Raw genomic sequence first — 24317 nt, 5'->3', positions numbered from 1 at the left:
AGACCCCGGCGCCGATACCGGCCTCCTCACCGTCCCCAGGGCCGGAGCCGAGCCCAGGGCCGGAGCCGAGCCCGAGTCCGATCCCAGGCCCGAGTCCGAGCCCGAGGCCCGAGCTGGTGCGTCTGCCCTCCGGTCCGCCGGCCGACGGGGTGCCCGGCTGGCGGGCGGCCGACGCGACGGCCTGGGCGGCCGCCGGGCCCGGCCGGTGGGCCCGGCCCCTGTGGCCGTTCCTCGGACTGCTGGTGACGGTGTTCGCGGCCATCGCCACGGAGCCGGTGCCCGTGTGCTCCGACGCCTCCCCGTGCGGCCCCGACTGGGTCGGCATGGTCCAGACGGGCCTGGCCCTCGGCCTGTTGCACTGGACCGTCCGGCTCCCGGAACTCACGCTCCTCGCCGCCCCGGCCCTCGCCGTCATGGTGGCGACCGACCAGTTCCCCGCCCCCACCGCCGCGTCCGGCGCGGCGAACGCGGCGGTGCTCGCCGTCCTCGCCCTCGCCTGGGCCTCCGCCTGTGCCCGCCTGGCCGCCCGCCGCCGGCAGCGCCTGCTCTTCGTACGGGCCTCCGGTGCGGTCACCCGCCCGATGAACCCCGCCGACCTGCCGCGACGGGGCACGCGCCCGCTCACCGCCGGCCTGCTGCTGTGCGCGGTGGCCGCCGCGACGACCCTCTTGGGCCTGGACGGAGTGCACGAGGACGAGGAGCGGGCCGCCCGGGCGACCCGGGTCGAGGCCGAGGTCACGAGCCGTACGGAGACGTCGCTGCGGCTCCGCGGTCCCGAGGGCCGCCGGTTCTCCGTCGAGGCCCTCTTTCCCGAGGACCACCGCGTCGGGGCCACCGTCACGGTGCTGGAGGACGGGACCTGGCGCCGCCTGGTCGCCGAGCCGTACGACCCCTTCGGCCGGCAGTTGCTCGCCCTGGCCGCCGGACTGCCCGGCATCTCCCTGGCGTGCACGGGGCTCCGGACCCACCGCCGCTTCCTGGTGATGCGCCGGGAGGAGCTGCCGGCCGTGCGCGTGCTCAAGGCGACGGACGGCGAGGGCACGGCCCGGATCCACGCCGCCGACGACACCGACCTGAGCGCACCCCTGGCCGTCTTCACCTGGGCGTCACTCGTCTTTCCCCACGCCTTTCCCCATGACGGGGCCGAGGACGGCGGCCCGGAGGGGGACGACGGGGACGACGGGGACGAGGGGGAAGACCCCGACGGGGACGACGAGTTCACCCTCGTCAGCCTCCAGGAGGTCGTCATGCTCGGCGTCCCCTACGAAGGCGCGGTTCCGGCCTTCGTCGTGCCCACCTCGGGCGGGATCCCCGGCACGGTCGTCGGTACGGCCCGCCTCCACCTCCCCTGGAAGGGGCCGCGCGTCAGCGGACGCGCCCGCTGAGCCACGGCGTGAGCGTCATCATCGGGACGAGCTCCTTGTAGGTCTCGCCGCCGGGCACGGGGACGATCAGCCACTGGCCGGGCGGGAAGAACCGTCCCTTCACATGGGCCAGGCCGGTGTGGACCGCCCGTACGAAGCCGGGGACGGCGTCCCTCGGCACATCGGCGAACTCGACGCCGTCCACCGTGATCCTGGCGTCGTCCTCGGGATACAGCCGCACGGAGACGTGCGGGGATCCGCCGAGCTCGACGAAGGCCTCGTGCGGCAGCGAGCCGTCCTCGTCGAGCACGCTGAAGGCGCCGGCGGAGGTACGGCGGGAGGTCTGGTCCGCGCCGATGTCGTCGGTGACCGTCATCTCCAGGTGGAACTCCCGGGCGAGCGCGCGGACGGCCTCGACGGCGGCCTGGGTGCTGGGCAGGTGGGGGTGGGCCATCCTCCGATCATGCCTCGGGGAAGCGGATGAACTCCGGGGGCACGGCCCCGGTGAGCCAGACCCCGTTGGCGCTGACCCGGAACTCGTGCCCCGCCCGGTGCATCGCACCGGCGTCCACGCTCAGCACCACCGGCCGGCCCCGGCGCGCCCCGACCCGGGTGGCCGTCTCGCGGTCGGGGGAGAGGTGCACGTCGTGGCGGGCCAAGGGCCGCAGCCCCTCCGCCCGGATCGCGGGAAGCCGGCCGGCGACCGTGCCGTGGTAGAGGTACGCGGGCGGTTCGGCGGCCGGCAGGTCCAGGTCGACGTCGATCGTGTGGCCCTGGCTGGCCCGGATCCGGGTGCCCTCGACCGCGAACCGCTTCTTGTCGTTGGTGGCGACCACGTGGTCCAGCTCCGCGCGGCTGATCGGGAACCCGTGTGCGGCCGCGGCGGCGAGCAGCGCGTCGATCTCGGTCCAGCCGTGCGCGTCGAGGACCAGGCCGATCCGCTCCGGCTGGTGCCGCAGGTGTTTCGAGAGGTACTTCGACACCTTCACCGTACGACGTTCGTCCATCGTTCTTTCCCCTTCAGGTTTGGTCCACAGCCAAGTCAAGTTATCCACAGGCCCGTTGGGGATTCTGTGGACAACCGCCCTGAAGAATCAAATGGTTTATTGAACTATGGGCGAATCAGGGGCATTTGCCGCAAGTGAGTCCAATGTTCTTTTGTTGAGCTCTCGTTCCGTGGCGGCCGTCACGAAGGCGGACACGTTCTCCGCGCCGACGAGCTCCTGAACGGCCCTGATCGTGCCCGCCGGAACCTGCACCGGACGCGGCTCCTCGTCCTGCGCGGGCGGCGGTTCGGGGGACAGGTGGATCTGGAGGTGACGGGTCGCCAGGATCCGCATGGCCCGGGCCAGTTCGGCGTCCACCGTCTGCTGGGCGAGCGGCCTGAGCCGCCGCACCATCGTCGCCGCCTCGGCCGCGTCGGAGTCCGTCGGCGGCCGGTGCTCCAGGTAGCGGGCGAAGACGTGCTCGGTGGTGAACTCCAGGAAACGGCCCGCTATGTGCTCGACCTGCTCCCGAAGTTCCCTCAGGTGACCGGTGATCGCCGACAGGGGGACGCCCGCCGCGTGCAACTCCACGGCCACCGCCAGCTCTTGGGGGCTCGGCACCAGGTACTCCTCGGTGTCCCGGCCCGGCAGCCGCTCCAGGACACCGAGCTCGACCGCCTCCCGGACGGCGTCCTCGTCCGGGGTGCCGCCGAAGCGGGCGTCGAGCTCGGCCCGGGTGATCCGGGCCGCCTCCTCGTCCGTCCACGGCCCCTGGACCTCGGCGACCAGTCCGAGGACCCCGCCCAGCCCCCGGCCCGTGTCCCACGCTTCGAGCAGCTCCTTGATCGAGGCCAGGGTGTAGCCCCGGTCGAGGAGGTCGGCGATCTGCCGCAGCCGGGCCAGGTGGCCGTCCCCGTACACGTTCGACCTGCCCCGCCGCTCCGGGCGGGGCAGCAGCCCCCGGTCCTGGTAGGCGCGGATCGTCCGGACGGTGGCCCCGCTGTGATGGGCGAGATCCTCGATCCGGTACTCCGGCCGCACTGCTGACTGCTCGGACAAACCCGCTCCCACCGACCGATCGTTCCACCCCGCGCGGGGCCCTCACGCGAGGGATCGTACGGCCGTCCGCCCGGCCCCCGGTCCCGGGCGGACGGCCGGGCCCCCTACGCCGGCGGCTGCCAGCGGGCCAGGGCGCGCAGGGCACCCGGGGCCAGCCGGGAGAGGGCGTGGGCGCCGCGCGCCTCCGGGGTGACCGGCACGACCGCCCGGTCGTGCAGCACCGCGTCCAGGATCGCGTCGGCGACCTTCTCCGGCGGGTAGTTCCGCAGGCCGTACAGGCGCGAGACCTTGCGCTGCCGCCGCTTCTCCTCCGCCGCGTCCGTGACCCCGGCGAACCGGGCGGTCGCCGTGATGTTGGTGTTCACGATCCCCGGGCAGATCGCGCTCACCCCGATGGACCGCCCGGCGAGCTCGGCGCGCAGGCACTCGCTCAGCATCAGCACCGCCGCCTTCGAGGTGCTGTACGCCGGCAGCGCCCGCGAGGGCTGGAAGGCGGCCGCAGAGGCCGTGTTGACGATGTGGCCGCCCTGGCCGCGCGCCACCATCTGCGCCCCGAACACCCGGCTCCCGTGGATCACGCCCCACAGGTTCACGTCCAGGACCCGCTTCCACTCCTCGCTGGTCGTCTCGAAGAAGGAACCGGTGAGCCCGATGCCGGCGTTGTTGACCAGGACGTCGACGGTCCCGTACTCGGCGGCCACCTTGACGGCCAGCTTCTCCATCGCCTGCTCGTCGGAGACGTCCACCGCCTCGCCCCAGGCCTCCGGGGCGCCGATCAGCCGGGCCATCTCCGCCGTCCGGGCCGCGCCCTCGGCGTCCCGGTCCACCGCCACCACCCGCGCCCCGGCCTCCGCGAAGGCGAAGGCGGTGGCCCGCCCGATGCCGCTGGCCGCGCCGGTGACCAGCACCAGCTGACCGCCGAACCGCTCCGCGTACTCCGGCCGCACCCCGCCCTTCGCCGCCGACTCCGCCGCCGGCCGGGGCGCCCGCGCCGCCGGTTCCTCGTGGGCGCGGACGAAGTCCGTGATCCACGCGGCCAGCCGGTCGGGCCGGGTGCGCGGCACCCAGTGCTTGCCCGGCAGGCTCCGCCGGGTCAGCTCCGGCACCCAGTCGCCCAGGTCGTCGTAGAGCCGCTCGGAGAGGAAGGCGTCCCCGGTCGGGGTGATCAGCTGCACGGGCGCGTGGGCGAAGGCGTCGGGGCGCGGCCGGAGCATGCGCGCCCGGACGTTGTCCCGGTACAGCCAGGCACCGTTGGCCGCGTCACTGGGCAGCGACGGCGTCGGGTAGTCGCCGGCCGGGACCTTCTCGATCCGCTCCAGCATCTTCGGCCAGCGCCTGCCCAGCGGTCCGCGCCAGGCCAGCTCCGGCAGGACCGGGGCGTGCAGCATGTACACGTACCAGGACTTCGCCCCCTGTCCGAGGAGCTGCCCGACCCGGCGCGGGGTGGGGCGGGCCGCCCGGCGCTTGATCCAGTGGCCGAAGTGGTCGAGCGACGGGCCCGACACGGAGGTGAAGGAGGCGATCCGGCCCTCGGTGCGCTCCACGGTCACGAACTCCCACGACTGCACCGAACCCCAGTCGTGGCCGACGAGGTGGACCGGCCGGTCCGGGCTGACCGCGTCCACGACGGCCAGGAAGTCGTCGGTGAGCTTCTCCAGGGTGAAGCCGCCGCGCAGCGGCGTCGGCGCCGTCGAACGCCCGTGGCCCCGCACGTCGTACAGCACGACGTGGAACTCCTCGGCCAGCCGCACCGCGACCTCGGACCAGACCTCCTTCGAGTCCGGGTAGCCGTGCACGAGCAGTACCGTCGGCCGGTCGGCGTCGCCGAGCTCGGCGACGCACAGCTCGATCCCGCCCGTCCGGACCCGGCGCTCCCGCGCCCCCTCGAGTCCCGCGCCCGCCATCACACCGCTCCTTCGTTCCACCGCCGCACGTGCGGCAGGTCGTCGTCCAGCCAGAACGCGCTCTGCTCGGGGTCCCTGGAGTCGGTGACGACCAGGATCTCCTCGAACTTCGCGCCCGTCCCCCGGAATCCGAGGTGCGGCTCGACCGCCCAGAGGCCCGGCGTGGGCGGGTGGTCGGAGAACTTGTAGGGGGACCAGAGCGGCGACCAGCCGTCCCGGTGGCCGTGCAGGGCGTCGCTCACCAGGCCCTTGAGGGACTGGGTGCCGAAGCCGAACAGGGTCGGTGCGAACCGCCGCTCCCGCACCCGGTCGATCTTGTGGGCGATCACGCCGAACGGATAGGCCCGGTGCCGGTTGGCGTACCCCTGGCGGACCATGAGCCGGTCCACGTCCTCGTATATCTCGCGCAGGCTGCGCCGCTCGCGCACCTCGCGCAGGATCAGCTCGCGGTGCTCCCGCAGGTCGGCGAGGAGCTTGTCGTGGAGCGGGTTGAGCCCGAGGCAGCCGCTGTAGCCGATGTCCGCCGTGTACCCCTTGTAGACGGGCGCCATGTCGAGGATGAAGGGCATCCCCGCCTCCAGCCGCCGGTCGGTGGGGAAGAACTGGAGCGGGATCTTGAAGTCGACGAAGGCGGTGCGGTCGCCGAACCAGGCGAACGGCCGGTGGAACCAGTCCTTCACACCCCGCTCGTACAGCCACTCGCGCTGCATCCGGGCCGCCTCGCGCTCGGTCACGCCCGGCTTGAGCTGCGCCGCGACCGCTTCCGCGCAGGCGTAGGAGAGCTGCTGGACTTCCCTGAACCCCCGCAGTTCCGCGGTCAGTTCGCTTGCCACTGCTGAGGTCATGCCACCCGCCCGTCCGGTGTGAGCGCACGGTCGCACTACGCGTCCGTAACTTGACACCGATGAATGTGACAATGCCCGGCGGCTGCGTCAAGGGGTGTGCACGAGCCCCTGTGGAAAACCCCGGCCGGCCGGCGCCCCGACGACTTTCGTCCCGACCCGCCTCAGGGTCCGTACGCCGGAAGTCGGAGAGGGATCGATCCGTAGGGCTGACGATCCCTGTGGCATTCGCCACTACCTTCGAACCGTGACTGTGATCGCCACCGAAAGCCTCAGCAAGCGGTTCCCCCGGGTGACCGCTCTCGACCGGCTCTCCCTGGACATCGGGCCCGGTGTGACCGGACTGGTGGGCGCCAACGGAGCCGGCAAGTCCACGATGATCAAGATCCTGCTCGGGCTCTCCCCGGCCACGGAGGGCCGCGCCGAGGTCCTGGGCCTCGACGTCTCGACGCACGGCCCCGAGATCCGCGAGCGTGTCGGCTACATGCCCGAGCACGACTGCCTCCCGCCGGACGTCTCGGCCACCGAGTTCGTCGTCCACATGGCGCGGATGTCCGGCCTGCCGCCGGCCGCCGCCCGCGAGCGGACCGCCGACACCCTGCGCCACGTCGGCCTGTACGAGGAGCGCTACCGCCCCATCGGCGGCTACTCGACCGGCATGAAACAGCGGGTGAAGCTGGCCCAGGCCCTGGTCCACGACCCGAAGCTGGTCCTCCTCGACGAGCCGACCAACGGCCTCGACCCGGTCGGCCGGGACGAGATGCTCGGCCTCATCCGCCGCGTCTGGACCGACTTCGGCATCTCGGTGCTCGTCACCTCCCACCTCCTCGGCGAGCTGGAGCGGACCTGCGACCACGTCGTCGTCATCGACGGCGGAAAGCTGCTGCGGTCCAGCTCCACCAGCGACTTCACCCGCACCACCACGACCCTGGCGGTCGAGGTCACCGACTCCGACGCCCACCCGGACGGCACCGGCGCGCTGCGCGCCGCCCTCGCCGCCGCCGGCGTCCACCTCCACGAGGGCGTCGAGGAGGGCCTGCCCGGCGCCGGCCACATCCTGCTCCTGGAGGCCGCCGGCGAGGAGACGTACGACCTGGTGCGCGACACCGTCGCCGACCTCGGCCTCGGCCTGGTCCGCATGGAGCAGCGCCGCCACCACATCGCCGAGGTCTTCCGTCCCGAGGCCGCCGCGCAGCACGAGGAGGTCAAGGCCCGATGAGCACTCCCGCCCCCGAGGCCGCCCCCGACACCACCCGGATCCACAACATCGGATACCGGTCCTACGACGGCCCCCGGCTCGGCCGCTCCTACGCCCGCCGCTCGCTCTTCTCGCAGTCCCTGCGCGGGGCGTACGGCCTGGGCCGCAGCGCCAAGTCGAAGGTGCTGCCGATGCTGCTCGCCGGCGTCATGTGCGTCCCCGCGCTGATCGTCGTCGCGATCGGGGTGTACACCAAGGCCGACAAGCTGCTGATGGAGTACACCCAGTACGCGGTCTACCTCCAGCTCGTCATCGCCGTCTACCTGGCCTCCCAGGCCCCGCAGTCGGTCTCCCGCGACCTGAGGTTCCGCACGGTGCCGCTGTACTTCTCCCGCCCCATCGAGCGGGTGGACTACGTGCTCGCCAAGTACGGGGCGATGGCCTCGGCGCTGTTCATCCTCACCGCCACCCCGCTGCTGATCATGTGGATCGGCTCGATGCTGGCGAAGATGGACTTCGCCGAGCAGGCGAAGCTGTTCGGCCAGGGCCTCGTCTCCGTCGCGGTCCTGTCGGTCCTCTTCGGCGGCATCGGTCTGGTCATGGCCGCGCTCACCCCGCGCCGCGGCTTCGGCGTCGCCGCCGTGATCGCCGTCCTCACCATCTCCTACGGCGCGGTCTCCACCCTCCAGGGCATCTCCTACGCCACCGAGAACACCGACGCCATCGCCTGGCTCGGCCTCTTCTCGCCCCTCACCCTCGTCATCGGCCTGCAGAACGCCTTCCTCGGCGCTCCCGCCTCCTTCCCCGGCGAGGTGCCGGTCGGGTCCGGGACCGGCGTGGTCTACCTCGTGGTGGTCCTCGGCCTCATCGCCGGCTGCTACGGCATCCTGATGGCCCGCTACCGGAAGGTCGGACTGTGAGCACCCTGCACATCGACCACGTCTCGCGCTGGTTCGGGAACGTGGTGGCGGTCAACGACATCACGATGTCGATCGGCCCCGGCGTCACCGGCCTCCTCGGCCCCAACGGCGCCGGGAAGTCCACCCTCATCAACATGATGGGCGGCTTCCTCGACCCCTCCACCGGCAGCGTGACCCTCGACGGCGAGCCGGTCTGGCGCAACGAGTCGGTCTACCGCTCCATCGGCGTCGTCCCCGAGCGTGAGGCGATGTACGACTTCCTCACCGGCCGCGAGTTCGTGGTGGCCAACGCCGAACTCCAGGGCCTCGGCGCCGCGGAGGCCCAGCGGGCGCTGGCCACCGTGGAGATGGAGTACGCGCAGGACCGGAAGATCGCCACGTACAGCAAGGGCATGCGGCAGCGCGTGAAGATGGCCTCGGCCCTCGTCCACGAGCCGTCCGTGCTGCTGCTCGACGAGCCGTTCAACGGCATGGACCCGCGCCAGCGGATGCAGCTCATGGAGCTGTTGCGCCGGATGGGCGCCGAGGGCCGGACGGTGCTGTTCTCCTCGCACATCCTGGAGGAGGTCGAGCAGCTCGCCTCCCACATCGAGGTGATCGTCGCCGGCCGGCACGCCGCCTCCGGCGACTTCCGCCGGATCCGCCGCCTGATGACCGACCGGCCGCACCGCTACCTGGTCCGCTCCAGCGACGACCGGGCGCTCGCCGCCGCGCTGATCGCCGACCCGTCCACGGCCGGCATCGAGGTCGACGCGGTCGACGGCGGCCTGCGGATCCAGGCCGTCGACTTCGGACGCTTCACCGAGCTGCTGCCGCGGGTCGCACGCGCGCGGGGAATCCGGCTGCTGACGGTCTCGCCCTCCGACGAGTCCCTGGAATCCGTCTTCTCGTATCTCGTCGCGGCCTGAAAGGAGCCTGACCGATATGTACGACCCCACTGTCGCCCGGCTCACCTACCGGGCCCTCCTCGGCCGCCGCCGGGCGGCGATCCTCTTCCTCCTGCCCGGCCTGCTCCTGATCATCGCCGCGGCCGTCCGCGTCCTCAACGGCGCCGACGACCAGGTCGCGGCCGACCTCCTCGGCGGCTTCGCGCTGGCCACGATGGTCCCGCTGATCGGCGTCATCGCCGGCACGGGCGCGATCGGCCCGGAGATCGACGACGGCTCCATCGTCTACCTGCTCTCCAAGCCGGTGAAGCGGTCGACGATCATCACCACCAAGCTGATCGTGGCCATTGCCGTGACCATGGTCTTCTCGGCCGTGCCCACGCTGATCGCCGGCTTCATCCTGAACGGCAACGGGCAGCAGGTCGCCGTCGCCTACACGGTCGCCGCGCTGGTCGCCTCCATCGCCTACAGCGCGCTCTTCCTGCTGCTCGGCACGGTCAGCCGGCACGCCGTGGTCATCGGCCTGGTCTACGCCCTGGTCTGGGAGGCGCTGTTCGGCTCCCTGATCGCCGGCGCCCGCACCCTCAGCGTCCAGCAGTGGGCGCTCTCCCTCGCCGAGAAGGTCACCGGCGAGGGGCTGATCAGCTCGGACGTGGCCCTGCCGACGGCGACGGTGCTGCTCGTCGCCGTCACCCTCGGCGCCACCTGGTTCGCCGGCCACAAGCTGCGCACGCTGACGCTGGCCGGCGAGGAGTAGGCCCTCCCCGGACGGAGCGTCAGACGGTACGGTCGCGGGCGGCGAGCAGGCCGACGCCCGCGGCCGCCGCGCAGACGGCGAGCACCAGCGAGATCGGCAGCGTCCACGAGCCGGTCGCCTGGTGCAGGGCACCGGCCGCGAGCGGCCCGGCGGCGGCCATCAGATAGCCGACCGTCTGGGACATCCCGGAGAGCCGGGCGGCCGTCGGGGCGTCCTCGGTACGCAGCACGATCAGGGTCAGCGCGAGCCCCAGGGCCCCGCCCTGACCCACCCCGAGGACCGCCGACCAGAGCCAGGCGCCCTCGGCCGGGGCGACGAGCAGCCCCGCGTAACCGGCGGCGACCATCGCCGTCACCAGCACCACCAGCGGACGCTGGCTCCGCATGCGGCCGGCGAGCAGCGGCACCACGAAGGCCCCGGCGATCTGGATCAGGTTGTTGAAGGCGAAGACCACGCCGGCCTCGGAGCGGCTCATCCCGTGGTCGGTGAAGATCGTCGGCATCCAGGCGATCAGCACGTACGACCACAGCGACTGAAGGCCCATGAAGAGGGTCACCTGCCAGGCGAGCGCCGAGCGCCACACGCGCGTGGGCGCGGCGCCGGCGGCCGGAACGGCCCGCACCTCGTGGCCGGTGCGGCCCCGGGCGATCAGCACCTGCGGCAGCCAGGCCACCGCCGCCACCACGGCCAGCAGCGACCAGAAGCCGAGCGAGCCCTGCCAGCCCCCGCCGAGCGCCTCCTCCAGGGGCACGGCCGCCGCGGCGGCGACCGTCGCGCCCGCCACCATCGCCCCCGTGTAGACGGAGGTCATCGTGGCGGCCCGCTCCGGGAAGTCCCGCTTGATCAGCCCCGGCATCAGCACGTTGAGCAGGGCGATGGCGGTGCCGACGAGGACCCCGCCGCCGTACAGCGCCGCCACCGAGGGCAGCAGCCGCAGCAGGATCCCGCCGGCGAGCAGCAGGAGCGCGGCGAGGACCGTCCGCTCGGCGCCGAAGCGGCGGCCCAGCCAGGGCGCGACCAGCGCGCCGAGGCCCAGGAAGAGGACCGGGATCGAGGTGATGAGCGAGCCGGCGGTCGAGGAGAGCCCGAAGCTCCCGGCTATCTCGCCGACCAGCGGGGCCACGCTCGCGAGCGCCACCCGCATGTTGAGCGAGGCGAGCACGATGCCGACGAGCAGCAGCACCGGATGGGCGAGCAGCGCCCTCCGCGCGGCCGCCCCGGCGGCCGAGGGCCGTACGTCCGCCTCGGCGTCGACCAGCACGCGCGCGGGGCCCGTCTCCGTGTCCGTGCCCCTCACGCGCGCACCTCCCCGGACTCCCCCGGCAGCGCCGCGAGCGCCTCCGCCGGGATCCGCAGCAGCTCGCGGGCCTGGCGTTCGGCGGCGTCCGCGTCGCCGGCCTCCACGGCGGCGACCAGGGCCTCGTGGGCGTCGATGTCGACCGGGGGCATCGCGCGGTCGCCCAGCGCCTCCACCAGGACCTCGTGGACCTGCGCGGAGAAGAAGCGGTAGACCTCGATGAAGGCCGCGTTGTGGGTGGCGGCGACCACGGCGAGGTGGAAGGCGAGGTCGGCGTCGGCGTCCCGGTCGCCCTCCTCGCGCAGGGTGGTCAGGGCGGCCCGCAGCCGCAGCAGGTCGTGGGTGTCCCGCCGCCCGGCCGCGAGCCGGGCCGCCTCCGCCTCCAGGGCGGTCCGCAGCTCCAGGACGTCCCGGGCGCCCGCGTGCCGGACCCCGCGCAGCACGGCGGCGGGGTCGGCGGTGGAGCGGACGAAGGTGCCGTTGCCCTGCCGGGACTCCAGGAGCCCGGCGTGGACGAGGACCCGGATCGCCTCGCGGACGGTGTTGCGGCCGACGCCGAGCTGCTGGGCGAGTTCGTGCTCGGTCGGGATGCGGTCGCCGACGGACCACTCGCCCTCGGCGAGCTGGGCCCGCAGCTGCTCGACCGCGGAGTCCACCAGCGAGGTCCGTCCCGCCGCTCTCAGTGCCGCCATCCGCTCCGTACCTCCATGTCCAGTAGATTCGCCCGGTTGCCCAGTCATCCTACAAGTCATCCACAGGTGAGCGGTTCCACCGGGGCGCCGCCGGGCGACGGGACTACTGTGGGCTCGTACGTGGACCGAACACCCTCATTCACCTTCGGGAGTCAGTCATGTCAGACCGCTTCGACGTCGTCGTACTCGGAGCTGGCCCCGGCGGCTACGTCGCCGCCATCCGCGCCGCCCAGCTGGGCAAGCGGGTCGCGGTCGTCGAGGAGAAGTACTGGGGCGGTGTCTGCCTGAACGTCGGCTGCATCCCCACCAAGGCGCTGCTCCGCAACGCCGAACTGGCGCACATCTTCAACCACGAGGCCAAGACCTTCGGCATCAAGGTCGACGGCACGGTCTCCTTCGACTACGGCGAGGCGTTCCGCCGCAGCCGCACGGTCGCGGACGGCCGCGTCAAGGGCGTCCACTTCCTGATGAAGAAGAACGGGATCACCGAGTTCGACGGCCGGGGCACCTTCCTCGACGCGAACACCCTCCAGGTGGCGAAGGCCGACGGCACCACGCAGACGATCACCTTCGACAACTGCATCATCGCCACCGGCGCCTCCCCGCGCCTGCTGCCCGGCACCTCCCTCAGCGACCGCGTGGTCTCGTACGAGCAGCAGATCCTCGCCGAGGACGCCCCGAAGTCGATCGTCATCGCCGGCGCCGGCGCGATCGGCATCGAGTTCGCGTACGTGCTGAACAACTACGGCACCAAGGTCACCATCGTCGAGTTCCTCGACCGGATGGCCCCGCTGGAGGACGAGGAGGTCTCGAAGGAGCTCGCGAAGCAGTACCGCAAGCTCGGCATCGACGTCCTCACCTCGACCCGCGTCGACGCGATCGACGAGTCCGGCCCGCAGGTCCGCGTCACCGTCACCGGCAAGGACGGCTCCCAGAAGGTCCTGGAGGCCGACAAGGTCCTCCAGGCCATCGGCTTCGCCCCGAACGTCTCCGGCTACGGCCTGGAGAACACCGGCGTCGCCCTCACCGAGCGCGGCGCCATCGACGTCGACGGCCGCGCCCGCACCTCGGTGCCGCACATCTACGCCATCGGCGACGTCACCGCGAAGCTGATGCTCGCGCACACCGCCGAGGCCATGGGCGTCATCGCCGCCGAGACGATCGCGGACGCCGAGACCATGGAGCTCGACTACGCCATGATCCCGCGCGCCACCTACTGCCAGCCGCAGATCGCCAGCTTCGGCTACACCGAGGCGCAGGCCCGCGAGAAGGGCTACGACGTCAAGGTCGCCAAGTTCCCCTTCATGGCGAACGGCAAGGCGCACGGCCTCGGCGACTCCACCGGCTTCGTGAAGATCGTCGCCGACGCCAAGTACGGCGAGATCGTCGGCGCCCACCTGATCGGCCCCGACGTCACCGAGCTGCTCCCCGAGCTGACCCTGGCCCAGCAGTGGGACCTCACCGTCCACGAGGTCGCGCGGAACGTGCACGCCCACCCGACCCTGGGCGAGGCCGTCAAGGAAGCGATCCACGGCATCGCCGGCCACATGATCAACTTCTGAGGCGCCGCCCGGCCTCCCGGGCCACCCCCGGTTCCGGGTGATAGGCACTGACGGGTGCCGAGCGAAACCTTCCCGGGTGGCGAACCGTCCCGACCGATCAGGTCGTGGGTGCGTTCGTCACCCGGCACGCACCTCTGGCTGGCGGTCCTCGCGATCACCGGCCTCACCCTCGCGCTGTCCCCGGCCGGACTGGACGCGTACTTCCTCCACCGCAACAGCAGCAACCTCCACCAGCTCGCCCACCACCCGGTCCGCGCCCTGCTCGGCAGCGCGTTCTGGATCGAGGACCCGGCGGACCTGCTGCTGTACGCCGTCCTCTTCGAGACCCTGCACGCCCCCGTGGAGCGCTGGCTCGGTACCGCGCGGTGGCTCCTCACCGTCGCCACCGCGCACATCGCGGCCACCCTCCTCAGCCAGCAGGCCGTCCTCTTCGCGATCGCCCACCACGACGCGCCGCGCGGCATGGCGCACGTCGTCGACATCGGCGTCAGCTACGGACTCGCCGCCTCCGCCGGGATCCTGACCTACCGCGTCCCCCGGCCCTGGCGGTGGGCCCACCTCGTCGCCGCGGTGGCCTTCTTCCTCGTCCCGCTGCTCGCGGACCGCACGTACACCGACCTCGGGCACGCGATCTCGCTGGCGATCGGCCTGGCCTGCCACCCGCTCACCCGCCGTCCGCACGGCCGCGGGCCACGCGGAAAACCGCTCGCTCCCGAACGGCGGTCCGGCGCACACTAGTTGTGCGGGGGACACGGGGGATCCCCCGAGGGGCGGCCGCTTCGAGCGCGCGGGCCACGCGACCGCGCGGGCCGCCCCTCCGGTACGCCGCGGGGCCCGCCTCCCTCGGGAAGGCGGGCCCCGCGGCGCACGTCAGGGACTTCGCTCAGGCGGCCAGCAGGCGCTCCAGGACGACCGCGATGCCGTCCTCCTCGTTGGAGGCGGTCACCTCGTCCGCGACCGCCCGCAACTCCTCGTGGGCGTTGCCCATCGCGACCCCGCGCGCGGCCCAGCCGAACATCGGGATGTCGTTGGGCATGTCGCCGAAGGCGATCGTGTCGGCCCCCTTCACGCCCAGCCGGCGTGCCGCCAGCGAGAGGCCGGTGGCCTTGCTCAGGCCCAGCGGCAGGATCTCCACGATCCCCGGACCCGCCATGACCACGTCGACCAGCCCGCCGACGGTGGCGCGCGCGACCGCGGTCAGCTCGTCGTCGGACAGGGTCGGGTGCTGGATGTAGAGCTTGGTGAGCGGCGCCGTCCACACCTCGGCCGGGTCCTCGTAGGGCACGTACGGCAGCGGACCCTCCTGGGCCCGGTAGCCGGGGCCGATCAGGACCTCGCCCTCCAGCCCGTCCCGGCTGGCGGCCAGCGCCAGCGGACCGACCTCCGCCTCGATCTTGGACAGGGCGAGCCCGGCGAGCTGCCGGTCCAGGGTCAGGGAGGTCAGCAGCCGGTGCTCGCCGGCGTGGTAGACCTGCGCGCCCTGGCCGCAGACCGCGATCCCCCGGTACCCCAGGTCGTCGAGGATGTGCCGGGTCCAGGGCACCGCCCGGCCGGTGACGACGATGTGCGCGGCGCCCGCCGCCGTCACCGCGGCGAGCGCGTCCCGGGTGCGGTCCGAGACGGACTCGTCGGCCCGCAGCAGCGTGCCGTCGAGGTCCGTCGCGACCAGGCGGTAGGGGAAGGCGCTCACTTCGCGATCGGCTCCAGGACCTCGCGCCCGCCCAGGTACGGCCGGAGGACCTCCGGGACGCGCACCGAACCGTCGGCGAGCTGGTGGTTCTCCAGGATGGCGACGATGGTGCGCGGGACGGCGCACAGCGTGCCGTTCAGCGTGGCGAGCGGCTGGACGGCCTTCTTGCCGCCCTGGTCGTCGCGCATGCGGACGGAGAGGCGGCGGGCCTGGAAGCCGTCGCAGTTGGAGGCCGAGGTCAGCTCGCGGTACTTGCCCTGGGTGGGGATCCACGCCTCGCAGTCGAACTTGCGGGAGGCCGAGGCGCCGAGGTCGCCGGTGGCGACGTCGATGACCTGGAAGGGCAGCTCCAGGGAGTTGAGCCACTGCTTCTCCCACTCCAGGAGCCGCTTGTGCTCGTTCTCCGCGTCCTCGGGCGCGACGTACGAGAACATCTCGACCTTGTCGAACTGGTGGACGCGGAAGATGCCGCGGGTGTCCTTGCCGTACGTGCCGGCCTCGCGGCGGAAGCAGGGCGAGAAGCCCGCGTACCGCAGCGGCAGCTTGTCGGCGTCGATGATCTCGTCCATGTGGTACGCGGCGAGCGGGACCTCGGAGGTGCCGACCAGGTAGTAGTCGTCCTTCTCCAGGTGGTACACGTTCTCCGCGGCCTGGCCGAGGAAGCCGGTGCCCTCCATGGCGCGCGGGCGGACCAGCGCGGGGGTGAGCATCGGGACGAAGCCGGCCTCGGTGGCCTGCGCGATGGCCGCGTTGACCAGGGCGAGCTCCAGGAGGGCGCCGACGCCGGTCAGGTAGTAGAAGCGCGAGCCGGAGACCTTGGCGCCCCGCTCGACGTCGATGGCGCCGAGCGCCTCGCCCAGTTCCAGGTGGTCCTTGGGCTCGAAGCCCTCGGCCGCGAAGTCGCGGATGGTGCCGTGCGTCTCCAGGACGACGAAGTCCTCCTCGCCGCCGACCGGCACGTCCGGGTGGACGATGTTGCCGAGCTGGAGGAGCAGGTTCCTGGCCGACTCGTCGGCCTCGTTCTGCTCGGCCTCGGCGGCCTTGACGTCGGTCTTGAGCCGCTCGGCGCGCTGGAGGAGCTCGGCGCGCTCCTCCGGGGTGGCCTTGGGGATCAGCTTTCCGAGCGCCCTCTGCTCGGATCGGAGCTCGTCGAAGCGGACGCCGGACGACCTGCGCCGCTCATCGGCGGAGAGCAGGGCGTCGACGAGGCCGACGTCCTCTCCACGGGCGCGCTGGGAGGCGCGAACACGGTCGGGGTCCTCACGGAGCAGGCGAAGGTCAATCACCCCACCAGGCTACCGGTGTGCGCTCGCGCGACCCCACCGTATATGAGAACGCGTACCGGTATGCCCGAATTGCCGAATCTTGCGGGCTGGGGAAATGCGCGGCGAATCAAGTTATCCACAGGGTGTGCGGAAGTTCTGTGGATTTCCCCTCCGTCACCTCCGAATTAGGTGATCAAACTCCATTCACGCACCCATTTCGAGGGGAATCGATCCCTCCGGAGAGTGAGTCGCGGTAGCCCGTTCTGACGTGGACAGCGGTACGGCCTGTGGATGGAGGGCATGCGCGCGAGGAGTGAAGCGGGCGATTTGTCGACCTTGCGGAGACCGGGTGTCGACTTGTCCCCAGCTTGCGCCACAGCCCTGTGGATAACCGAGGGGGAAAACGAAAAGTATGCAGGTAGGACTAGTGAGCTCTGCCTGTGGACGAACGAACGCACGAGGCGCGCCGTTCGGTCAGTATCGCGGTCAGGCCCTGCCGTCCTGGGCCCTCGCCAACCAGTCGGAGGCAGCCGTGAACTCCTCGTCCGAGGTCCCCCGCCGCAGTGGCCGGACGTCCGCGCGGGACGCGCCCGCCCGCGGATACGAACCGAGGAAGCGCACCTGCGGACAGATCCGCTTCAGACCCATCAGCGCCTCGCCCACCCGGCGGTCCGAGATGTGGCCCTCGGCGTCCACGGCGAAGCAGTAGTTCCCGATCCCGGCCCCCGTCGGCCGGGACTGGATCAGCATCAGGTTCACCCCGCGCACCGCGAACTCCTGGAGGAGTTCCAGAAGGGCACCCGGATGATCGTCACCCAGCCACAGCATCACCGAGGTCTTGTCCGCGCCGGTCGGCGCCGCCGGCCGGGCCGGCCGGCCCACGAGCACGAACCGCGTCTCCGCGTTCTCCGCGTCGTGGATCTCCTTGACCAGCGCCTCCAGGCCGTACGTCGCCGCCGCGAACTCGCCCGCGAAGGCCGCGTCGAACTGCCCCTCCCGCACCAGCCGGGCCCCGTCCGCGTTCGACGCGGCCGACTCCCACACCGCCTCCGGAAGGTGCTTGCGCAGCCAGTTGCGCACCTGCGGCTGGGCCACCGGATGGCCCGTCACCGTCTTGATGTCCGACAGCGCGGTCCCGGGCCGCACGAGCAGCGCGAAGGCGATCGGCAGCAGCACCTCGCGGTAGATCATCAGCGGCTCGCCGGAGGCCAGCTCGTCGATGGTCGCCGTCACCCCGCCCTCGACCGAGTTCTCGATCGGGACGAGCGCGGCGGCCGCCTCCCCGTGCCGTACGGCGTCGAGCGCGGCCGGAACCGAGACCATGGGGACGAGCTCCCGCGTCGCCGCCTCGGGCAGGCTCCGCAGAGCGGCCTCCGTGAACGTGCCTTCGGGGCCGAGGTAGGTGTACCGGGTGGCGGACATACCGTCACCCTAATGCGCCCCGTCGCCCGGCTCTTCCCCGTCCCGGCCTCCGGGCGCCCGCCGGCCCCGGCCGCCCGGCGGGCCGGGGCCTCAGCCCTCCAGCAGCCGCTGGCCGACGTACTCGCCCTCGGCGGCTCCGCCCGGCACGGCGTAGAGCCCGCTCGACTCGTGCCGGATGAACGCGGACAGCGCGTCGCCCCGGTCGAGCTTGCGCTGCACCGGCACGAAGCCGCGCAGCGGATCGGCCTGCCAGCAGATGAAGAGGAGCCCCGCGTCCGGGGTGCCGTCCGCGCCGATCCCGTCGTGGAAGGAGAAGGGCCGGCGCAGCATCGCGGCCCCGCCGTTCTGTTCGGGGGCGGAGATCCGGGCGTGGGCGTTGCCGGGGATGACGGGCTTCCCGTCCGGCCCCGCCTTGTCCAGGTCCAGCGGAGTGGTCTCCGAACCGCCCGACAGCGGTGCCCCGTCCGCCTTGCGGCGCCCGATGACCCGCTCCTGCTTCTCCGTCGACAGCCGCTCCCAGTCGTCCAGGAGCATCCGGATCCGCCGCACGACCGCGTACGAGCCGCCCGCCATCCAGTCCTGGGCGCCGGCCGCCCCGGCGGGGACGAAGATCCGCCGGTCGAAGTCGGGGTCCGTGGGCTTGGGGTTGTTGGTGCCGTCGACCTGGCCCATCAGGTTCCGCGCGGTCATCGGGCGGGCGGTCGCCCCCGCCGAGCGGTTGAAGCCGTTCATCTGCCACCGCACCCGGGCCGCGCCCCCGGCCTCCTTCTGGAGCGCGCGCAGCGCGTGGAAGGCGACCAGGGCGTCGTCCGCCCCGATCTGCACCCACAGGTCGCCCTCCGAGCGCCTGGGGTCGACGGCGTCGGAGGAGAAGGCGGGCAGCGGATCGAGCTGCTCCGGCCGCCGGTAGGTCAGCCCCGTCCGATCGAAGAAGGTGCGGCCGAAACCGAAGGTGACCGTGAGGGAGGACGGGCCCGCGTCCAGCGCGATCCCGGTGTCGCCGGACGGGGCCTTCCCGGCCATCAGCGTCCGCGCCGTCGCCGACCAGCGGCGCAGCAGCGCGGCGGCCTCCTTGCGGCCCGCGCCTGGCGCGAGGTCGAAGGCGACCAGGTGGCCCCGCGACTGGAGCGGGGTGGTGATGCCGGGCTGGTGCCTGCCGTGGAACGCCACCTCGGTGGCCCCCACCGAGGTCAGGGCCCGGGGGTCGCCGGCGCCGGGAGCGGCGGAGCCGCCCTCCGAGACGGCTGTCGCGACGCCGGCGCCGCCGGCCGCGCCGATCACCAGGCCGGCCGCGCCCGCCGCGCCGACGGTGCCGAGCAGCCGGCGCCGGGAGACGTCGGGCCGGCCGCCGCCGGACGAGGAGGGGGAGGCGTCGCCGGACGAGGGGCCGGGGGTGGGGCCGGGCGCGGAGCCGGTCACGGGGGTGCTCACGGGGGTTCAGCCGATCCTGACGTTCTTCTCGATGGTGGTCTGGTCGATCTCGGAGGTGCGGACCGTCACCTGGATCCGCCAGTCGCCGGGCAGCGGGAGCTGCACGCCGCTCGCGGTCCAGTGTCCGGTCTGGATCCGGTCCGGGGCGACGGGCAGCGGACCGACGCCCTTCTCCTCCAGGGTGAGGTTCACCTTGATCTCGGGGAGGTCCAGCGGCTTGCCGTTGGGGCGCTCGGCGAAGAGGTGGAGCGCGTTGGCCCCGGTGCGGCCCGGGTCGAGGGTGAGCCGGACGACGCCCTTGCCGTCGACGCCGCCGGTGTCGAAGGGGAGCCGGATGTCCACCGGGCGGTCCGGCACCGCGGCCGGGCCGGCCGCCGCCCCGCCGGACCGGGCGGCCTCCTCCTCGGTGCGGCCGGGCTCGGTGGAGGTGAGGACGGTGGTCACGGCGAGCAGGACGACGGCCACGGCGGCCTCGGTCAGCACCGAGCGGCGCAGCCCGGTCCGCTCCGGATCCGCGTCCCGGGCCTTCTTCCGCCGGGCGGTGGCCATCGCCGCGCGCTGCCGGGCGAGCTGGGCGGCCCGCTCGGGGTCCGTCTCCTCGGCGATGACCTCTTCGAGGGTCTCCTCGAGCGCCTGCTCCTCACGCTCCTCCTCGGTGGGCTCCGCCTCCGCGCCCGCCTCCGTGCCCGCCTCCGCGTCCGCTTCCGGGGTCCGCTCGGCGAGCCGCCGGGTCCAGCGGCGGGATATCCAGGCGACGCCGACGAGCACGCCCATCAGGCCGATCTTGACCAGGAGCAGCTGCCCGTACCGGGTGCCGGTCAGGGCGGACCAGGAGCCGACCTGGCGCCAGGACTGGTAGAGGCCGGTGGCCACCAGGACGGCGACCGAGGCGAAGGCGACCCGGGAGAAGCGCTCGACCGCGGCGCGCTCCACGGAGGGCGCCCGGTAGAGGGCGACCAGCAGGGTCGTCAGCCCGCCGAGCCAGGTGGCGACGGCGAGCAGGTGCAGGATGTCGACGGGCATCGCGACGCCCGGCTGGATGCCGGTGGAGGCGTGCTCGGCCAGTGCCCAGGTGCCGGCGATGCCCGCGGCGACGACCGTGCCGCCGAGGCCCAGGCCGAAGGCGAGGTCCTTGCGCTCCTTCGGGTCGGTGCGCCGGGCGTACGCGCCGAAGAGGACGGCGACGAAGAGCGCGGCCGCGCCGAGCAGGAGCAGCCGGGAGGTGAGCGCCGCCCCGGTCTTGGTCTGGAGCACGGCCTGGAGCCCCGCCAGGTCGAAGACGTCGGCGAGCTCGCCGGAGCCGGTGTACGGGCCGCGCAGGAGCAGCATGGCCAGGGTGGCGCCGGTGAGGGCCAGCCAGCCCCGGACGACCGTCCGCTGCACGGGCCGGACGCCCGCGCCGCGCGGCCAGCACAGCAGCACGAAGGCGCCGCCGCCGACCAGGACGGCGAAGCCCGCGTACGACAGGTAGCGCGCGATGCCGTAGAGGGCGCCGACGATCCCGCCGCCGGCCGCCCGGTCGGGCAGGGCGACCGAGGTGGCGGAGGGGGCGCCGATGGAGAAGGTGAAGGCCCCGGCGATGGGGTGGCTGTCGGCGGAGACGGCCTGCCAGGCGACGGTGTAGGTGCCGTCCGGCAGACCGGCCCGCAGGGCCACGCCGTACTTGACGACGGCGCCGCTGCACAGGTCGATGATCTCGCCGGTGTCGGCGCGCCGGCCCGAGGGGTCGAGGACCCGGATCGAGTCGGCGCCCATCGCGACCTGTTCCGAGAAGGTGAGGCCGACCTCCTCGGGGGCGGTGGCGACCACCGCCCCGTCCTTCGGGTCGCTCCCGGTCAGCGCCGCGTGGGCCGAGGCGGGGGCGGCGCCGGCGAGGAGCGTGCCCAGGAGCGCGGCCGCGAGAACGAGCAGCCGGGCCAGGGCGGTGCCGAGGCGCGGGGCGGTGGGTGTCGTCACTGTGTCACTCCGTCAACGAGCTCAGTGCTGCTGAGGGTTGTGGTTGGGGGCCTCGACGGGCAGCTCGACCGTGATCGGGTCGGCCTTCTCGAAGTGCAGCTCGACGCTGACCTTCTCGCCCTGCTTCGGCTTCGACTTCAGCTCCATGAACATCAGGTGGTTGCCGCCCCGGTCCAGCCTCAGCTCCCCGTTGGCGGGGATGTCGAAGGCCTTCACCCGCTGCATCTTCTGGTTCTTCGTCTCGTGCATCGTGACGTCGTCCGAGAGCGGGCTGGTGACCGAGGTCAGCTTGTCGGCGGTGCCCCCGGTGTTCCGGATGGTGAGGAAGCCGCCCGCCATGTCCATCACGGGCTGGGGCATGTACGCGCCGCTGACCTTCAGCTCGGGCTTCCCGCCGTCGGACGAACACCCGGTGAGCGCGAGGGCGGCGGCGAGCGCCACGGCGGCGGACAGGGCGGTGGTGCGGCGGGTCACGGGTTCTCCCCCTTGATGATCTTCGGCAGGTCCTTGGCGTAGTCCTCGACGGTGGTGTCCTCCCCGTACAGGACGTAGCCCTGGTCGGTGGTGGGGGAGAAGGCGACGACCTGGGCGCCGTGCATGGAGACGACGGTGCCGTCCTTCTCCTTCTTCGGCGGGTCGATGCCGATGCCGATGGACCGGGCACCTGCCTGGATCTTCGAGAAGTCGCCGGTGAGCCCGGTGAAGGAGGGGTCGCCGGCCGCGGGCAGCCACTTGGCCAGTGAGGCGGCGGTGTCCCGCTCGGGGTCGGTGGTGACGAAGACGACCTGAAGCTTGTCCTGGTCGGCCTTGGGGAGCCGCTTCTTGGCGATGGCGATGTTGCTCATCGTCAGCGGGCACACGTCGGGGCAGTTGGTGTAGCCGAAGTAGAGGAGCGTCGGCTTGCCCTTGGTGCGCTCGCGCAGGTCGTACGTCTCGCCCTCGGTGTCGGTGAGGACGAGGTCGGGCTTGGTGAACGGCCGGTCGAGGACGGTGGCGGCCCGGCCCTTCTCGGCGGTGCCGCCCTCGACCTGGACGAAGCCCGAGGAGGTGTCCTTGGCGTCGTCGCCGCCGAGGCCGACCGCGGCGGTGATGCCGAGGGCGGCGACGATCGCGACGGCGGCGACGATCAGCGGGGTGCGCCGCCCGGGGCGGCCGGTGGGGCCGTCCCCGCCGCTCTGCGACGGGGACGTCTTCTCTGTGGACATGCGGTGTCTGTCTTTCGGAGTGCTGGACGTGCTGGGCGGGTGCCGTCAGGCCGAGCGACGGCGACCGGCGAGGACGCCGAAGGCGACGCCGGCGACGCCGACGAGGATGCCGACGACGCCGAGGACCCGGGCCGTGGTGTCGGTGGTGGAGGACGAGGCGGCCTCGGCGTGGGCGCCGGCCCCGTCCTCGTGGCCGGCCTTCGCGTCCGCGGCGGCGGAGGCCGTGGCGCCGGAGGTCGTGGCCGAGGCGGTGGGGGTGGCGGCGCCGCCGCCGTGGTGGTCCTCGCCGGCGGCCGAGAGCTTCAGGACGGGGGCCGGGTTCTGCGGCTCCTCGGCACCCTTCTGCTCCTCGATCCAGCGCACGACCTCCTTGTTGTCGTAGGTCTGGATCGCCTTGAGGACGAGCTGGTCGGTGTCCTCGGGCAGCTGCCCGAGGGAGAGCGGGAACTGCTGGAACTGGCCGGGGCCGATCTTCGATCCGTCCGCGGTCCAGGTGACCTTGGAGACGGCCTGCTTGATCTGCTTGCCGTGCAGGGTGAGCGGCTTGTCCAGGTCGGCCTTGGTGACCTCGGCCTTCCAGCCCGGGACCGGCTGCGGCATGACGGAGGCGAGCGGGTGGTCGAGCGGGAAGTTGACCTCGACCTTCACGGTGGAGGCGTTGTCGCGCTCGTTGGGGACCTTGATGTTCACGGTCGCGTAGCCGCCCTGGGCGGCCTCGCCCACCGGCTGCACGCCGACGTGGGCGAGGGCCGGTCCGGCGAGCAGGACGACGGAGGCGGCGGCGGTGCCGGCGGTGACCAGCGCACGGGAGACGTTCATGGTGAGGAACTCCAGCTCGATGAGGGGCCGCGAGGGGCCCGGGAGGAGAAGGCGGTCCGGTCCGGGCGCGGCGGCCGGCGGGGCGGACCCCGGGCGGGCGCGTACGGACGGGCGCGGCCCCGCTCCCCTTCGGAGCGGACCGCGTCAGGCTGCGAGGACGCAGGCGGCCGGCGGGCCGCGGCGGATCACCGTGTGCTGGAGCGCCCCGGCCACCGGCGGCGGCGCGGAGTCGAAGGCGGTGCGGAGCCGGCCGCGCGGACCGGCCGGGGCCAGCGTCGCCAGGCCGGCGAGCAGGGCCCGTACGAGGCGGAGCGCGGCGCGCAGGGAGCGGACGGGCGCGCCCTCGGCGAGCTCCGCCGTGCCCTGCTCGGAGAGCTCCACGAGCCGGACCAGGGCGAGGTCCCCCCGGCGCAGCAGCCAGCCCGCCACCAGGGCGGCGAGCAGGTGGCCGAGGAGCATCGGCAGGCTCGGCAGCAGCGCGCCGCCGGCGTGCGCCGCGTCGGCCCCGTGCACGCCCGCGTGTGCCTGGACGGCGGCCGGGTCGATCCCCGCGCGGCTCAGGATCCCGGCGGCGTCGCTCGGGGTGAGGGCGGCGGCGCCCGCCCCGCAGACGAGCTTGGCGGCCGCCCGCACCAGCGCGTCGTCGGCCTCGGGGTTCAGGGCGAGCCGCTGCCGGCCGAGGCCGAAGAGCAGGTGGAGCCCGAGCTGTCCGCCCGCGAGGCAGGCGACGACGAAGCCGAGGGAGCGCTCGCGCCCGGTGAGCAGGACCGTGAACCCGAAGACGCCGAGGAAGCCGGCGAGGAGGGTCCACAGGGCGATGCCCGCGCAGGCGGCGAGGGCGTGTCCCAGCGCGGACAGCACGACGCAGACCGCGGTGAACACCGCGGCCCTCAGCAGCCGTGGAGCGAGCGCGGGGGCAGTCATGGCGGCCCCATCATCGCACCAGGACCCCGGCGGCCACGCGGCAGGTCCGCAAGGTCGTTCTTGGGGGTGTTCGGGATGACATACACCGGGTCCGGGGCCCGGTGCATCCGCCGAACGGGCGCTCTTGGCGCGTCCGG

Annotated in this window: 23 protein-coding genes; 7 read left to right on the top strand and 16 right to left on the bottom strand. The window is 73.0% G+C overall.

Going from position 1 to position 24317, the window contains the following annotated elements:
* Positions 1-116 precede the first annotated feature (116 nt).
* A complete protein-coding gene (locus AB0E83_RS00285) occupies positions 117-1385 on the top strand; it encodes a hypothetical protein (RefSeq protein WP_362103859.1) in 1269 nt (422 codons plus the stop codon).
* On the opposite strand, the gene AB0E83_RS00280 is transcribed toward AB0E83_RS00285, so the two are convergent.
* The 5 genes from AB0E83_RS00280 to AB0E83_RS00260 form a co-directional block, all read right to left on the bottom strand.
* A complete protein-coding gene (locus AB0E83_RS00280; RefSeq protein WP_362103858.1) occupies positions 1366-1818 on the bottom strand; it encodes a hypothetical protein in 453 nt (150 codons plus the stop codon). The two genes, AB0E83_RS00285 and AB0E83_RS00280, sit on opposite strands and share 20 nt — an antisense overlap.
* Positions 1819-1825: 7 nt before the next feature.
* On the bottom strand, positions 1826-2371 hold the full coding sequence (locus tag AB0E83_RS00275; RefSeq protein WP_362103856.1) for an RNA 2'-phosphotransferase: 546 nt from the start codon (positions 2369-2371) through the stop codon (positions 1826-1828).
* A 96-nt stretch (positions 2372-2467) separates the two neighbouring features.
* A complete protein-coding gene (locus AB0E83_RS00270; protein ID WP_362103854.1) occupies positions 2468-3409 on the bottom strand; it encodes a MerR family transcriptional regulator in 942 nt (313 codons plus the stop codon).
* A gap of 104 nt (positions 3410-3513) precedes the next feature.
* Positions 3514-5313 carry an SDR family oxidoreductase gene (locus AB0E83_RS00265; protein ID WP_362103852.1) on the bottom strand — a complete coding sequence of 600 codons (1800 nt, stop codon included), beginning with the start codon at positions 5311-5313 and terminating at the stop codon, positions 3514-3516.
* The gene (locus tag AB0E83_RS00260; protein WP_362103850.1) at positions 5313-6158 is read right to left on the bottom strand and encodes a M24 family metallopeptidase; all 846 of its coding nucleotides are present in this window, start codon (positions 6156-6158) and stop codon (positions 5313-5315) included. Before AB0E83_RS00260 ends, AB0E83_RS00265 begins: the two co-directional genes overlap by 1 nt.
* 250 nt (positions 6159-6408) lie before the next feature.
* Between AB0E83_RS00260 and AB0E83_RS00255 the strand changes: the two genes are divergently transcribed.
* Genes AB0E83_RS00255 through AB0E83_RS00240 form a run of 4 tightly spaced genes read left to right on the top strand, consistent with a single transcriptional unit; the run spans position 6409 to position 9917 of the window.
* Complete coding sequence (locus tag AB0E83_RS00255) at positions 6409-7374, top strand: ABC transporter ATP-binding protein (RefSeq protein ID WP_362104252.1); 966 nt, start codon at positions 6409-6411, stop codon at positions 7372-7374.
* The gene (locus AB0E83_RS00250; RefSeq protein ID WP_362103848.1) at positions 7371-8273 is read left to right on the top strand and encodes an ABC transporter permease; all 903 of its coding nucleotides are present in this window, start codon (positions 7371-7373) and stop codon (positions 8271-8273) included. Before AB0E83_RS00255 ends, AB0E83_RS00250 begins: the two co-directional genes overlap by 4 nt.
* On the top strand, positions 8270-9181 hold the full coding sequence (locus AB0E83_RS00245) for an ABC transporter ATP-binding protein (protein WP_362103846.1): 912 nt from the start codon (positions 8270-8272) through the stop codon (positions 9179-9181). The genes AB0E83_RS00250 and AB0E83_RS00245 overlap by 4 nt, the downstream gene beginning before the upstream one ends.
* A gap of 16 nt (positions 9182-9197) precedes the next feature.
* Entirely contained in the window at positions 9198-9917 is a 720-nt protein-coding gene (locus tag AB0E83_RS00240) for an ABC transporter permease (RefSeq protein ID WP_362103844.1), read from the top strand.
* Positions 9918-9936: 19 nt separating this feature from the next.
* Here AB0E83_RS00240 and AB0E83_RS00235 read toward each other — a convergent pair whose 3' ends face one another.
* Together AB0E83_RS00235 and AB0E83_RS00230 are read right to left on the bottom strand one after the other, a co-directional pair.
* Entirely contained in the window at positions 9937-11214 is a 1278-nt protein-coding gene (locus tag AB0E83_RS00235; protein ID WP_362103843.1) for an MFS transporter, read from the bottom strand.
* The gene (locus tag AB0E83_RS00230) at positions 11211-11906 is read right to left on the bottom strand and encodes a GntR family transcriptional regulator (RefSeq protein WP_362103841.1); all 696 of its coding nucleotides are present in this window, start codon (positions 11904-11906) and stop codon (positions 11211-11213) included. The genes AB0E83_RS00235 and AB0E83_RS00230 overlap by 4 nt, the downstream gene beginning before the upstream one ends.
* A 158-nt stretch (positions 11907-12064) precedes the next feature.
* Here AB0E83_RS00230 and lpdA point away from each other — a divergent pair, with 158 nt between their 5' ends.
* Both lpdA and AB0E83_RS00220 read left to right on the top strand, forming a co-directional pair.
* Positions 12065-13468, top strand: coding sequence for a dihydrolipoyl dehydrogenase (lpdA, locus tag AB0E83_RS00225; RefSeq protein WP_362103839.1), 1404 nt, complete (start codon positions 12065-12067; stop codon positions 13466-13468).
* 108 nt (positions 13469-13576) lie between these two features.
* The gene (locus AB0E83_RS00220; protein WP_362103837.1) at positions 13577-14206 is read left to right on the top strand and encodes a rhomboid-like protein; all 630 of its coding nucleotides are present in this window, start codon (positions 13577-13579) and stop codon (positions 14204-14206) included.
* Between the two features lie 145 nt (positions 14207-14351).
* Here AB0E83_RS00220 and AB0E83_RS00215 read toward each other — a convergent pair whose 3' ends face one another.
* The 9 genes from AB0E83_RS00215 to AB0E83_RS00175 all read right to left on the bottom strand — a co-directional run bounded on the left by AB0E83_RS00215 (position 14352) and on the right by AB0E83_RS00175 (position 24180).
* Positions 14352-15158, bottom strand: a complete 807-nt coding sequence (locus AB0E83_RS00215; protein ID WP_362103835.1) for an HAD family hydrolase — start codon at positions 15156-15158, stop codon at positions 14352-14354.
* Complete coding sequence (serS, locus tag AB0E83_RS00210; RefSeq protein WP_362103833.1) at positions 15155-16444, bottom strand: serine--tRNA ligase; 1290 nt, start codon at positions 16442-16444, stop codon at positions 15155-15157. The genes AB0E83_RS00215 and serS overlap by 4 nt, the downstream gene beginning before the upstream one ends.
* Positions 16445-16909: 465 nt before the next feature.
* Complete coding sequence (pheA, locus tag AB0E83_RS00205; protein WP_362103831.1) at positions 16910-17845, bottom strand: prephenate dehydratase; 936 nt, start codon at positions 17843-17845, stop codon at positions 16910-16912.
* A gap of 90 nt (positions 17846-17935) precedes the next feature.
* The gene (gene efeB, locus AB0E83_RS00200) at positions 17936-19276 is read right to left on the bottom strand and encodes an iron uptake transporter deferrochelatase/peroxidase subunit (protein ID WP_362103829.1); all 1341 of its coding nucleotides are present in this window, start codon (positions 19274-19276) and stop codon (positions 17936-17938) included.
* Positions 19277-19282: 6 nt separating this feature from the next.
* A complete protein-coding gene (locus AB0E83_RS00195) occupies positions 19283-21196 on the bottom strand; it encodes a copper resistance protein CopC (RefSeq protein ID WP_362104250.1) in 1914 nt (637 codons plus the stop codon).
* 57 nt (positions 21197-21253) lie between these two features.
* Positions 21254-21706, bottom strand: a complete 453-nt coding sequence (locus AB0E83_RS00190; RefSeq protein WP_362103827.1) for a copper chaperone PCu(A)C — start codon at positions 21704-21706, stop codon at positions 21254-21256.
* Positions 21703-22437: an SCO family protein gene (locus tag AB0E83_RS00185; protein WP_362103825.1), complete on the bottom strand. Its 735-nt coding sequence runs from the start codon at positions 22435-22437 to the stop codon at positions 21703-21705. The genes AB0E83_RS00190 and AB0E83_RS00185 overlap by 4 nt, the downstream gene beginning before the upstream one ends.
* Before the next feature lie 45 nt (positions 22438-22482).
* A complete protein-coding gene (locus AB0E83_RS00180) occupies positions 22483-23256 on the bottom strand; it encodes a YcnI family protein (RefSeq protein WP_362103824.1) in 774 nt (257 codons plus the stop codon).
* A gap of 144 nt (positions 23257-23400) precedes the next feature.
* Entirely contained in the window at positions 23401-24180 is a 780-nt protein-coding gene (locus tag AB0E83_RS00175; RefSeq protein WP_362103822.1) for a hypothetical protein, read from the bottom strand.
* Positions 24181-24317 lie beyond the last annotated feature (137 nt).

The organism is Streptomyces sp. NPDC035033 (assembly GCF_040636735.1).
Lineage (GTDB): Bacteria > Actinomycetota > Actinomycetes > Streptomycetales > Streptomycetaceae > Streptomyces.
This window is presented reverse-complemented; position numbering and strand designations above follow the sequence as displayed.